General features: G+C 41.8%; 10 protein-coding genes and 1 riboswitch. Of the genes, 1 reads left to right on the forward strand and 9 read right to left on the reverse strand.

All coding sequences use genetic code 11. The features are described 5' to 3' along the window. Positions 1-46: 46 nt before the first annotated feature. The 7 genes from H1A14_RS05350 to ileS all read right to left on the reverse strand — a co-directional run bounded on the left by H1A14_RS05350 (position 47) and on the right by ileS (position 9,914). Positions 47-2,443, reverse strand: a complete 2,397-nt coding sequence (locus H1A14_RS05350; protein WP_194775188.1) for a TonB-dependent receptor — start codon at positions 2,441-2,443, stop codon at positions 47-49. A gap of 164 nt (positions 2,444-2,607) precedes the next feature. Continuing rightward, positions 2,608-2,704: riboswitch (TPP riboswitch) on the reverse strand. A 56-nt stretch (positions 2,705-2,760) separates the two neighbouring features. After that, positions 2,761-3,828 (reverse strand): fatty acid desaturase family protein, encoded by a 1,068-nt coding sequence (locus H1A14_RS05355; RefSeq protein WP_194775189.1) that lies wholly within the window; start codon positions 3,826-3,828, stop codon positions 2,761-2,763. Between the two features lie 402 nt (positions 3,829-4,230). Beyond that, the gene (locus H1A14_RS05360; RefSeq protein WP_394355326.1) at positions 4,231-4,479 is read right to left on the reverse strand and encodes a TapB family protein; all 249 of its coding nucleotides are present in this window, start codon (positions 4,477-4,479) and stop codon (positions 4,231-4,233) included. A gap of 134 nt (positions 4,480-4,613) precedes the next feature. After that, complete coding sequence (locus H1A14_RS05365) at positions 4,614-5,156, reverse strand: AAA family ATPase (protein WP_194775191.1); 543 nt, start codon at positions 5,154-5,156, stop codon at positions 4,614-4,616. Beyond that, the gene (gene pnuC / locus H1A14_RS05370) at positions 5,146-5,766 is read right to left on the reverse strand and encodes a nicotinamide riboside transporter PnuC (RefSeq protein ID WP_194775192.1); all 621 of its coding nucleotides are present in this window, start codon (positions 5,764-5,766) and stop codon (positions 5,146-5,148) included. The genes H1A14_RS05365 and pnuC overlap by 11 nt, the downstream gene beginning before the upstream one ends. Before the next feature lie 40 nt (positions 5,767-5,806). Next, positions 5,807-6,454, reverse strand: coding sequence for a lipoprotein signal peptidase (locus H1A14_RS05375; RefSeq protein WP_194775193.1), 648 nt, complete (start codon positions 6,452-6,454; stop codon positions 5,807-5,809). A 73-nt stretch (positions 6,455-6,527) separates the two neighbouring features. Further along, on the reverse strand, positions 6,528-9,914 hold the full coding sequence (gene ileS / locus H1A14_RS05380; RefSeq protein ID WP_194775194.1) for an isoleucine--tRNA ligase: 3,387 nt from the start codon (positions 9,912-9,914) through the stop codon (positions 6,528-6,530). A gap of 322 nt (positions 9,915-10,236) precedes the next feature. Here ileS and H1A14_RS05385 point away from each other — a divergent pair, with 322 nt between their 5' ends. Then, positions 10,237-10,641, forward strand: coding sequence for an META domain-containing protein (locus H1A14_RS05385; RefSeq protein ID WP_194775195.1), 405 nt, complete (start codon positions 10,237-10,239; stop codon positions 10,639-10,641). A 32-nt stretch (positions 10,642-10,673) separates the two neighbouring features. Here H1A14_RS05385 and H1A14_RS05390 read toward each other — a convergent pair whose 3' ends face one another. Together H1A14_RS05390 and H1A14_RS05395 are read right to left on the reverse strand one after the other, a co-directional pair. Continuing rightward, a complete protein-coding gene (locus tag H1A14_RS05390) occupies positions 10,674-11,336 on the reverse strand; it encodes a phosphatidylserine decarboxylase family protein (protein ID WP_194775196.1) in 663 nt (220 codons plus the stop codon). Between the two features lie 75 nt (positions 11,337-11,411). Next, a complete protein-coding gene (locus H1A14_RS05395) occupies positions 11,412-12,689 on the reverse strand; it encodes a Glu/Leu/Phe/Val family dehydrogenase (protein ID WP_194775197.1) in 1,278 nt (425 codons plus the stop codon). Positions 12,690-12,758 lie beyond the last annotated feature (69 nt).

Below are 12,758 nucleotides of genomic sequence, written 5' to 3' on the forward strand. Positions count from 1 at the left end.
TAGGCAGGAAAGATGCCGTGCATTCTGAAATGCACGGCAAATCTTTTCAAAACCTCAAGCTCAAGCCCATCAGGAAATTGGTGCCTGCCATAGGGTAGTAAAAGTTTTCGGTAACCAGTTCCCTTCCTCCAGCCGTTTCAGCCGGAAGAAAATAACTGAATGTATAGCCATTGGGTTCATACATCACGTTGAAGATGTTGTTGACCAACAAAGTAAATTCCACTTCTTTCACAAATCTTGGCCGAAAAAGGTACTTGAATCTTAGGTCATTGGTCCAGAAAGCATCCAATTTTCTGTTTTCGTTTTGTGTATTGTCCAGATACTGATCGCCAACATATTTGGACAGAAGGCTGATTTCAAATCCATTGATAGGTCTGAAATCCACCATGGCACCACTGATCACATTAGGGGAGAAAGCGATATCTGTATCTGTAAAAGTGAAAGCCTCCTGCTGAAAGGGGTCTGCAGAATAGTCATCTATAAACTCCGTAAACTCGCTTATTTTGTTTCGGCTGAAAGTAATGTTACCTCCGATTGTCCATTTTGGACTCAATAAGACTGCACCATCCAGTTCTATACCTGCCCGATAGCTGCTGGCCACATTTTCCCTGATGTAGGCACCCACATCATTCAATTGCCCGGTCAATACCAATTGGTCGCGGTAATGCATGTAATAGAGGTTGGCATTGTATTGAAAATTGCCTTTCTGCACCCTTAGCCCAGCCTCCACATTTTGAAGATTTTCGGGTCTGGGAATTTCAATTAACGGAGAATCCGTAAAATCTCTTCTGACGGGTTCTCTATTGGCTACCGCATAGGAAACATACCAAGTCTTCCCATTTTCAGCCTCGTAGGTCATACCAAATTTAGGATTGAAGAAGTCATAGTGCTGAAATCCAGAAATATCTCTCAGGTCATTGTTGATACCCTCAAAGCGGTAGTCAATGCCCCGATATTGAAGATCACCGTACAGAAATAAACCCCTGCTCACTTCGTGAGTAGCTTTAAGATAAATGTTTCGGTCATCTTTAATGGCATTGTTGTCATAATATCTGTCTCGGATATTGGTCTCCCCGGCAAATCTGGCCCAGATGATTTCTCCAAAGTGATCCCCGTCATAGCGGTTGGCACCGCCACCTAGGATTACATCCCATGCACCATTGTCAGATACGTAATTGAGAGAAAATACAGCTCCATAAAAATCATTGTCCAACCACCGTCTCCGGATGATGTCTGTTCGGGTTATGGTCTCTCCACCGATTTCTATAGGTGAAAGTGCGTAGTTGGAAAGTCGATCATTAGGCCTGAATTGTTCATAAAAACCTCTTCCATACGTGTAATGAAGTCCGGCATGGGTTTTCCAGTTTTTACCCAGTTTTCCGTTGTAGATAAGTTGATAATGATCTTGTTGATAATTGTCCGTTTCATTGTCATAAGTGTAGCTATTGAAAGTACGGTTGGTCTCCAATAAGGCTTCCGGTACCCCATTCCAAGCCTGATAGGTCTGTTCAGCACCAGAAAAGACATTCATCTTTATGACGTGGTTTTCCCCATAATACCCACCGGATAAATAAAACGATTTTAAATCCGAAAAAGCCCTATCAATAAACCCATCGGTTGAGATTTGGGAGAGTCTGGCATCAACGGCCCATCGGTTGTTGAGCAGGCCTGTCCCTGCTTTTACGGTATGCCTCCAGGTATTGAATGAGCCAAAGGAATTATCCACTTCTGCATATGCCTCGTCCCTTCGGGTATCTGTCTGTATATTCAAGCTGGCTCCGAATGTCGCCGCGCCATTGGTGGATGACCCCACGCCCCTTTGAATTTGAATGTTGTCAACTGAAGAGGCAAAATCAGGCATATTGACCCAAAAAACACCGTGGGACTCTGCATCATTCAAGGGAATACCATTGACTGTTACATTGATCCGAGTCTGGTCGGAACCTCTAATTCTCAAACCTGTATAGCCTATGCCATTGCCTGCGTCTGAATGGGAAACCACCGAAGGCGTGAAATTGAGCAAAAAGGGGATATCCTGTCCAAGATTGTTTTTGTTCAACTCCCCTTTTTCAATGGTTTTAAAGGTTGTAGGCGTAGTGGCGGATGCCCTGGTTCCATAGACTACAAATTCTTCGGAAAGTAAGGTGCTTGGATTTAGAGAAATATCCAATGACTCAGAAGCGGGAATTTGGATTTCTTTGCGCTGGGTCTCGTATCCCAAATAGGAGACTTTGAGGGAATAACTCCCATCAGGAATTTTATTGATCTGAAAGATACCATTCCTATCGGAAACGGTGCCTCTACCAGTTCCTTCCACCAAGACATTAGCCCCGGGTAGGACTTCTCCGGTTGCTTGATCCCGAATGTGGCCCTTTACAAGGTTTTGGGAAAAGGAAAAAGAGAAAACAAGACAGGCCATACCTGTCATCAATAAAGTTTTCATGGTAATCGTACATCTACCCGCTTTTGCGGTTGGTCAAACATCGGAAAGTCTAGGGGGAAATTCCTTTTTTGTTAACCCATAAGCTGTACAGGTAATGCTTCTTGTGCAATGCCAAATTACCATGCAAAATTTTCCGCAAGTAATGTAGCGCATATCATAAATCCTGTATCAGTTTCTCATTTCCCTTCGCCGGCACTACCCGGATCAGGTATTGTGGGTATGATCTCAGCCCGTTTTGTTAAGGCACCCCTAATGATCTTAGAAACAAAGGTAGAAGGAAAATTTTGTTAAGCAAACAATTTTCCTTTGTGAAAAACTTACTGAACCCTGCCCAAAGTCTTTAAATGGTTGACATGGGAAACGAAAGCTAGTTTGATCTTTTTATGTTCCAAATAAGGAATGTTGTATTCCGCACAAGTATCCTTGATGATCTGGCTGATGGCCGGATAATGTACATGGGAAATGTGGGGAAAAAGGTGGTGTTCAATCTGAAAATTCAGCCCACCGATCAACCAAGAAAGCACCTGATTTTTGGTTGCAAAATTTGCTGTGGTCCTTAATTGGTGCATGGCCCAATCATCCTCAAGTCTATTACTTACTTTATCAGGCAAAGGGTAGGCTGTTTCTTCCACCGAATGGGCCAATTGGAATACGACACTCAGGAAAATTCCAGCAGCTACACCATATACCAAAAATCCGATCAACCAACTTAAGAAACCCAAGAAATAGATGGGGATGGCTACAAAAAGCACCAGGTTGATGAACTTGAATGACCAAAAAGAAAAATGGTCTTTCCAACTCATTTTTTGAATAGATGTTATGCCTACTTTTTTGGTGACATATTTTTTATAATCTGTAAAGAAAACCCAATAGAGATACAGTAGCGCATAAACCATCAAAAAATAATAGTGCTGATACTGGTGGATTTTATATCGCTTTTGACCTGGACAAAGGCGAAGCATGGGTCTCGCATTCATGTCATCGTCCACCTCAAATACATTGGTAAAGGAATGGTGAACTACATTGTGTTTGGTTTTCCACATAAACACGTTTGCACCTAAAACATTAATTGAAAGCCCTGCCAGGTTGTTGATCCAGCCTTTTTTGCTGAAACTACCATGGGCACCATCGTGCATTACATTAAATCCGATGGCTGCAGCCAAGCCGCCCAAGAGTATACACTCCAATAAAGCGACAGACCAAACCGGTGTAAAAAACACCAAATGGACATAGACAGCAATATATGAAATCACAAATAATATGGCTTTAAAAAACAAAGCAGGATTTCCAGTAGTGTTGAGCCCGGTTTCAGAAAAATAGTTTTTTATCCGGTCTTTAAGGTCTGCATGAAAAGCAGTGGATGTATTAAATCTTGGGGGACGCATAAAGGCAATATTTAGGATGTATAAGCATTCTTTTGAAATAGAAAGGGAGATAAGCTTTTATTAAAACCTAAATTTACCACTATTCTTTGTTTTAAAAACACCAAGCCTTAAGAATAGATTCAGTTTTTTCTCTTTTTAATTTTGCAAAATATTCATTTTCAAATATTTATAAATATATACCTGTCAAAAATCATATTTTCAAACCTTATAATGATGCACAGCTTCAACCAAAACATAGGTGAAAAATTTAAAAAACTTGATGCTAGAAGGCAAAGCACTGACAAATCAAATTTCTTGATGGATATAAATCCAAATGTTGATAGTAAAGCCCTGGAAGAACATTGATTTTTAAAGTAATTCTATACCTCTATACCATTTTTGGGAATTCAATCCATGGCAGATTCAGTTTTTGATGGCAATAAGTTCTGAGTAACTAGAGGTCTCACCCTTTTTGTCTAATGTGACAGATTTTATCACGCCAAACCCTGGAACAAAATACTCAATGGAGGAGATGGAACGGTTAAATAATTTACTCGAAATCTTGGTAGTTTGGGAAATTTTGAAAGCTTTGAAACTACCCGCAGAGACATTGATTTCCTCTTGGGATTCTACCTTTCTATCCAAAACCTCTACGGTCATGTTGAGGCCAATAGGCCCGGATTGAGGATACTCGGATTAATTATTGATGGATTAGCTTTTAAAAAGGTAATTTCATTATACAATTTTGAAAAAATTCGAGAGGTTTAATCTAAGCTGGCCAAATTAATTTGAAGACAAGAATATTGTTAAAACCTGTTTTCTGGTACATTAAAATGTTTTGAGATCACCTGAATGGCCAACTTCAACCGCTGTTTCCCACTTCCAGAAATCAGCGAATAGGGGCGATTGTAAAATTCAAGTAACTTTTTATATTCCTGTAGAAAATAATTTCTCATTATTGGTTCCGGATGTTCTCTTTGGGGGTCTTCTTGCCAAGGCACATCAATATCGGTGAGCAGGTAGTAATCATAATGTCTTTGCTGTAGGTTTTTCTTTATCCATGGTTCTGTTTTGCCATACTTGTGCTGACTCCATATATCGATAACATGCAGGTCGGTGTCGCAAAACAAAAACTCTTTGGATAATTTGACCATTTGGTCTTCTTGAGCGAGCTGCCCTTGGGCGATTATCAAAAGGTCTTCGTACTGATAAGGACCTGCTAACCTGTCTAAATACTCACGCGCATATTCCCTCACCCATGGTTCCTTAAAATGTGAAGCCAGACTTTGGGTAAGCGTACTTTTTCCGGTGGACTCAGGACCTAGAATGACAATCTTCTTAATGGGCATACGTCTGGGTTTTGGCTGATTTGATCCATTGGATAAGACCTATGGTGGCCAAAACCGTAAAGAAGAGGAATTGAAAACTCGTCAACATCAGGCCTTTATAGAAATATAAAGGAACGGAAACCAAATCGGTTATGATCCATGCAATCCAGTTTTCCACTTTTTTCTTTGCCATCAACCACATGCCTACGAAGGCTGAGGCTGTGGTGAATGAATCCCAGTAGGGAACATCACTATCCGTAAAATTTGCCAAAACAAAGTAGAGAAGGCCATACGAAACCAAAAACAGCAGAATGGATTGGATGACTCCTTTTTTACTTAGCCAAGTGACTGGCCTGGCGGTTTCATTGTTGCTGGGCCTGCTCCACAAATACCAGCCATAGATAGACATGGAAAAATAATAGGCATTGATGCCCATGTCTGCATAGAGCTTGTACTTCAGGCAAATAAACACATAAATTAGAGTGCTTACCATGCCTGTTGGGAAGACTAGGATGTTTTTCTTAATGGAGTAGATCACACTTGCAATGCCAAAAAAAACTGCAATCGCTTCTAACCAGGACATTTCCTGTACTCCTTCTTTCAATTCATTTAAAAACCAAGTCAAATCCATCCTAAGAATAAACAGAGATATTATTCATCTTAAAGGAGGATTACTTTTCACTTTTGTCCTCTATAAATTGCTTCTGGATTTCATCGACCTCCTGGCTCTCATCCTCAGCTGTTTTCTCTTTGAAAAAACGGCCCTGAAAGATCAAAATGATGGCTACCCCAACAAAAATGGATGCGTCAGCCACATTAAAAATTGGCCACAGTGCCGTATAGCTACCTCCCCACAACGGGACCCACTGAGGTACAAAACCTTCCCAAATATCAATATAAAACATATCAACTACTTGGCCATGAAACCAGGGTGTTGGGGCATCTAGGGGAGCATTTTTGAGCCAAACTCCGTAAAACATACTATCTATGAGATTGCCAATGGCACCTCCTAAGATTAGCGAAATGCAGACCAGATAACCGGCATGGGTACCTTTTTTGATGAGGTAATACAAATAATAACCTATTCCAAACATGGCCACGAGACGAAAAGAGGTCAAGAGGACCTTTCCGTATTTAGTCCCTAGCTCCATGCCAAAAGCCATACCTGGATTGGTGGTATAATGGAGCTTGAACCAATCTCCAAATACCTTGATCTGCCCAGGTGTACCAAAGTCCATTTGATAATGAACCAGCATCTTAACAGCTTGATCGATCAAAATGATCAATAAGGCAATTCCAAAATATTTTAAATACTTCATTGCTTCAGGTGAATGGCCAAAGATTAACCAAAATATGGAATTTTCAGCCTTAGGTAGTCAATTATTTTAGTGCTTACGCTTTTTCTACTTTGATTGATAATTCAAAATCGTCCATCTCCAATACCGTTGCATCTGTCATATGGCCATTTAACTCCAGACTGAGGGCTTGGGTTTCGGATTGGATGTAATTGCCAAAATTAGTTAGGGCATGCGTTACCAAATCGTCGGATTCTGCTACTTTGATGGTGATTTTGTCCTGCACGTCTAGTCCCATATCCTTTCTTAGGTTTTGGATGCGATTCACCAAGTCCCTAGCCAGTCCTTCTTGTTTCAATTCCTCGGTCAGGGTGACGTCTAAGGCCACGGTTATCCCTTGGTCACTGGCCACAGACCAGCCTGGAATATCTTGGGAACTTATGATTACATCTTCCAAAGAAAGGGTAATCTTTTCTCCATCTATAGTAATGTCATAGGTGCCTTTTGCTTCGATAGAAGCAATATCATCTTTTCCAAATTTGGTGACTGCCGCACTGATTCCTTTCATCTTGGGGCCAAATTTTTTACCTAAAACAGGGAAGTTTGGTTTAATGCTTTTGACTAAAATGCCCGAGGTGTCGTCGATGTAGGCGATCTCTTTGATATTCACCTCGGATTTGATCAGATCCTCCACGTGATGGATTTGGTCTTTGGTATGCTTATTCAGAATTGGAATCAAAATTTTCTGAAGGGGTTGGCGAACTTTTAGTTTTTCTTTTTTACGCAAAGAATGAACCAATGAGGAAATGTCCTGCGCCAATTGCATCGAACGTTCCAGATATGGACTGATCAAATCCGGTTGGGCTTTTTCCCAGTCTGTAAGGTGTATGGATTCAGGGATTTCCTGACCTGCAGCTTTGGCACCTTCTGTAAGATTTTGGAAAAGCCAATCTGAATAGAATGGGGCAAAGGAAGACATCAATTGCGTCAAACCCATCAAGCATTCATATAGGGTATCGTAAGCAGCCTGTTTGTCTTGGTTCATGTGCCCTCTCCAGAACCTTTTTCTGGCCAAGCGTACATACCAATTGGACAATTGATCCACAGTAAAAGCCATGATGGCTCGGGTGGCTTTAGTGGCGTCATATTGGTCCATGGCCACTTCTACCTCTTCTATCAGCGATTGAAGCTTAGAAATGATCCATCTGTCCAGTTCAGGCCTTTGCTTGATGGTTACCGCATTGGAAGCTTCGTAGGTATATGCATCCAAATTTGCATATAGGGCGAAGAAATTATAAGTATTCTGCAGGGTACCAAAGAACCTTCGCTGCACATCAGCGACTCCATCCAGACTGAATTTTAAGTTGTCCCAAGGATTGGCATTGCTGAGCATGTACCAGCGTACAGCATCAGGGCCATAAGCCTCAAGTGTCTTAAACGGATCAATGGCATTGCCCATTCTTTTGGACATTTTATTGCCGTTTTTATCCAAAACCAAACCATTGGCAATGACATTTTTAAAGGCCACATCGTCAAAGAGCATGCCTGCGATGGCATGAAGGGTAAAAAACCATCCCCTGGTTTGGTCTACTCCTTCAGCGATGAAATCTGCAGGGAAATTCTCCTTAAACAGCTCTTGGTTTTCAAAGGGGAAATGCCATTGGGCATAAGGCATGGCCCCTGAATCAAACCAGACGTCAATCAAATCGGGTTCGCGGAACATTTTCGCACCACTGGGTGAAACCAGAACGATTTCATCCACAAAGGGTCTGTGTAAATCCATTTCTTTCTCACCAAAAGGTGAAGCAGCCATAAAGCCTTTTTCTATGGATTTTTCCATTTCAGTCTGAAGTTCATCAATGGAGCCAATACATTTTTCTTCTTTTCCGTCTTCGGTGCGCCAAATGGGCAATGGTGTTCCCCAAAATCTCGACCTACTTAGGTTCCAATCCACCAGATTTTCCAACCAGTTCCCAAACCGGCCTGTTCCGGTGGCTTCCGGCTTCCAGTTGATGGTATTGTTGAGGGCCACAAGACGATCCTTGTACTCGGTGGTCTTGATAAACCAGCTTTCGAGTGGGTAATAAAGGATGGGCATATCAGTTCTCCAACAGTGCGGATAACTGTGCTCGTATTTTTCTACTTTGAAGGCCCTATTCTCATTTTTCAAGATGATGGAGATGATCACATCCGTGCTTTTGTAGTCGGAGTTGCTTTCATCATCCATGGGATAATTCTTAACATAGAAATCATTGGGGCCATGGATTTTATGTGCCGTGATTCCATGTTCCACCATTTTAGAACTCAGGTATTCCCCGATCACCGGCAGAAATTTCCCCTGCTTATCCACGACAGGAATATCATTGCCCAGTTCGTCTTTGACAAACACACCTGGCACATTATTTTGAACCAAAGTCCTAAAATCATCTGCTCCAAAAGCTTTGGCCAAGTGGACAATACCAGTACCATCCTCAGTAGTGACATAATCTCCCGAAACCACGGTGAAGGCTGGAAAAGGTAGGGCAATCCCTGCTATAGGAAACAACTGTTCATATTCCAGTCCCAACAGGTCTGAGCCTTTCACAGAACTTACTACCTCATATGGGATCAACTTATCTCCTGGCTTGTAATCAGACAGGTTAAGTGCTTTGGCTTTTGGATGGAAGTAGGCTTCGATCCTGGATTTTGCCAAAATGACAGTCTGTGGCTGATAGGTGTATGGATTAAAAGTTTTGACTTTGACATAATCCAACTTTTCACCAATAGCCAAAGCTGAATTGGAAGGCAAAGTCCATGGCGTGGTGGTCCATGCCAGCAAATATTCCTCTTCACTATCTTTGAGTTTAAAAAGGGCCGTAATGGATGTATCTTTGACTTCCCTGTAACACCCTGGCTGATTGAGTTCATGTGAACTCAGGCCAGTACCTGCTGCAGGTGAATAAGGCTGTATGGTATAGCCTTTATACAAAAGGTCCTTATCGTATAGTTTTTTGAGCAGGTGCCAAAGGCTCTCAATGTAATTGGATTCAAAAGTGATGTAGGGATCATCCAAATCCACCCAATATCCGATTTTTTCTGTTAGCTCATCCCATTCATGCTTGAATCGCATGACCGTTTCCCGGCACTTTCTGTTGTATTCTTCTACAGTAATTTTCTTGCCTATGTCTTCTTTAGTGATACCAAGGTCTTTTTCTACCTGTAATTCTACTGGCAAACCATGGGTGTCCCATCCTCCCTTTCTTTTGACCTGAAATCCTTTGAGGGTTTTGTAGCGGCAGAAAATATCCTTGATGGTACGGCCCATGACATGGTGTATTCCTGGGGTGCCATTTGCAGATGGCGGCCCCTCAAAGAAAGTAAATATCTCACCTCCTTGCCTTTTTTGGACAGATTTGGGAAAGATTTGATTGGCTTTCCAAAATTGGAGTATTTCATTTCCAATTCCTGGATAATCCACCTGCTTATATTCCTGATACTTTTTCACGTTTCGCGTATTATGGCAATTTGGTTAAGGGATGGTTTCTGGCATCACCCTATTTTCATTTTCTGCATTCAAACTGGGTTGGGAGATCCGTTTATTCCTAATTCGCGGAATTACCTCAAAACCTCCAGGTTAGTAAAATGACCACCGAGAAATGCAGGCACAAAGTTAAGAGATTTTGGACTTTTTGGGGCAATTGTATTGAAAAATGATTATGGCCAAGGTTTTCTCATGAATTCCAATGTTTATTTTTTGGAATTAATTTTCAAAAGGACTACCCTAGAACGGTATTTGTGGCAATTTCTGTGTACTAAACCAATCAATCATGAAAATTATCCAACAAATAAGCCTCTTGATACTCATAGTGGTGATTTCCACAGCCTGTACTTCTGAACCAATTGACCTTGCAGACCATAACTGGAAAGGTAAAAGCATTGCAGGGACTTCAGCTAACCAGGAGAAGGTTTCCAATCTGACTTTGGAATTTGGAGAAGGTCAGGAAATTAGTGGAGAAGCACCTTGTAATTCCTTTAGAGGTGGAGCAACTTATAACCGGGAACAAATCAAATTTTCAGCGCTTTATACAGACAGAAAAATCTGTGATGATTATGATTTGGAGAAAATTTTTCTCACAAACCTTGAGGCCAGCAGCAGGTATACCATTAGTGGAAACACGTTGGCCTTTTTTGATGACAATGGGAACCTGCTTTTGGAAATGGAAAAAATGTAATCAATAAAAACCGGATTAAGTTTCCGGTTTTTTTATGCTTTCAATTTAGCTATCTGGGTCACACCACCTTTTGTTTTTTGGTCAACGCTTACCAAGACTTCTGCATCCAAAGGAACAAATACATCCACCCTTGAACCAAACTTGATGAAGCCAAATTCCCCTCCTTGAATGACAGGATCCCCTTCTTTAACATAATACTTTATTCTCCTGGCTACCGCACCTGCAATCTGTCTAACCAATAGCTTGATCCCATTGGGTTGCTGTATGACCATGGTGGTCCTTTCATTCTCAAAACTTGATTTAGGATGCCATGCCACCAAATATTTGCCAGGATGGTATTTAAAATATTCTACCTTTCCTGTGGCTGGTGACCGGTTGACGTGGACATTGATCGGAGACATGAAGATGGAAATCTGTTTTCTTTTTTCATGAAGGTATTCTTCCTCCATGGCTTCTTCTATCACCACGACTTTACCATCTGCCGGAGCATATACGTATTGGTCGTTCTGGGGAAGTGGCACGCGGGGGTTCCTGAAAAACTGAAGAACCAAGAGGTAAATCACAACACTTGCTAAAAGGACCACATTCAAGAGTGTTTCTTGACCTGTAAGGGTCATGTGTAGAATCACATTAATTCCGACGAGGATGACAAGCATCCAAAACAGTAAGGCTCTACCTTCTTTGTGAATATTCATAATACCAAATTTAAAAGGGTGTAAATCTCACGATCTACACCCCAAATATAATAAACTTTTAGTATTGTAATATATTTAAAACCCACCTCTAAAGGTGTAGGTTTTTGCCACTTTGTCTATCGCAACTATGTAAGCGGCTATTCGCATCGGTACATCATATTTGACAGAAGCCTCATAGACGTGGTCAAAAGCTTCTTTCATGATCCGGTCTGAGCGTCTGTTAACCCTCTCAGCTGTCCATTTGTATCCAAGGCGGTTTTGTACCCATTCAAAGTAAGAAACCGTAACCCCGCCAGCATTGGCCAAAATATCCGGAACTGCCATGATGCCTTTCTCATTGAGGATGCTGTCTGCCTTGGCTGAGGTAGGTCCGTTGGCTCCCTCTACAATCAGTTTTGCTTTGATTTTATCTGCATTTTTTACAGTTATGACATCCTCGACAGCCGCAGGAACCAAAACATCTACTTCAAGTTCCAGCAAATCTCCCGGATCATCCATTTTTTCGGCCCCTTTAAAGCCTTCCAACGTTCCCTTGTTGTTGTCGCGGTATTTGATGGCCTCTTGAATGTCAATGCCTTTTTCATTGAAATAAGCACCCGAAATATCCGAAACAGCTACAATTTTCAATCCCCTTTCTTCTAACAAAATGGAAGCCCAAGAGCCCACATTCCCAAAACCCTGAACAGCACAGGTCGCCTGGAAAGGATTGATTTTCAATTTAACCATGGCGGCCAATGCACTTACCATGACACCTCGACCAGTCGCCTCGGTTCTTCCCAATGACCCTCCCAACACAAGCGGCTTACCGGTGACCACTGCATTGACAGTCATCCCATTGGCTTTGGAATACTCATCCATCAACCAAGCCATTTCTCTGGGGCCTGTGCCCATATCCGGGGCTGGAATGTCTTTGTCTGGACCGAATACATCAATCATAGCAAGGGTATATGCCCTCATCAATCGTTCGATTTCTCCCGCAGACATTTCTCTGGGATTACATCTTACGCCTCCTTTTCCTCCCCCATATGGGATGTCTACCACTGCACACTTCCAAGTCATCCAGGCAGCAAGTGCCCTTACTTCATCAATGTGTACATCTGGTGCAAATCGAATACCCCCTTTGGCGGGGCCTAAAATGTTGGAGTGAATCACTCTGATTCCTTCAAAAACCTGAATCTTACCATTGTCCATGGTAATCGGCAAGGAAACAATAACTTGTTTGGCGGGATTTTTCAGAACATTGTATACCTCATCTGAGAGGCCGAGCTTTTCAGCGGCAATGTGAAATCTTTCCATCATGGACTCCAAAGGATTTTCTTTGTCCTTTATGGGAGCCGGTTCAATGTAAGCCATATTGGGTTTTCAGTTTGTGGATTATTGATTTTCGGTACAATATTAAGGACTTTTTTAATATCAAAGGGG

Origin of the sequence: Pararhodonellum marinum, assembly GCF_015354735.1 — a bacterium.
GTDB lineage: Bacteria > Bacteroidota > Bacteroidia > Cytophagales > Cyclobacteriaceae > Pararhodonellum > Pararhodonellum marinum.

What these genes read in the sequence shown, in the direction of transcription:
- H1A14_RS05365 (WP_194775191.1), bottom strand. Translation starts at nt 5,156, where the DNA reads ATGCCCATTAAGAAGATTGTCATTCTAGGTCCTGAGTCCACCGGAAAA.
- pnuC (WP_194775192.1), bottom strand. Translation starts at nt 5,766, where the DNA reads ATGGATTTGACTTGGTTTTTAAATGAATTGAAAGAAGGAGTACAGGAA.
- H1A14_RS05385 (WP_194775195.1), top strand. Translation starts at nt 10,237, where the DNA reads ATGAAAATTATCCAACAAATAAGCCTCTTGATACTCATAGTGGTGATT.
- H1A14_RS05395 (WP_194775197.1), bottom strand. Translation starts at nt 12,689, where the DNA reads ATGGCTTACATTGAACCGGCTCCCATAAAGGACAAAGAAAATCCTTTG.
- H1A14_RS05390 (WP_194775196.1), bottom strand. Translation starts at nt 11,336, where the DNA reads ATGAATATTCACAAAGAAGGTAGAGCCTTACTGTTTTGGATGCTTGTC.
- H1A14_RS05350 (WP_194775188.1), bottom strand. Translation starts at nt 2,443, where the DNA reads ATGAAAACTTTATTGATGACAGGTATGGCCTGTCTTGTTTTCTCTTTT.
- H1A14_RS05355 (WP_194775189.1), bottom strand. Translation starts at nt 3,828, where the DNA reads ATGCGTCCCCCAAGATTTAATACATCCACTGCTTTTCATGCAGACCTT.
- H1A14_RS05375 (WP_194775193.1), bottom strand. Translation starts at nt 6,454, where the DNA reads ATGAAGTATTTAAAATATTTTGGAATTGCCTTATTGATCATTTTGATC.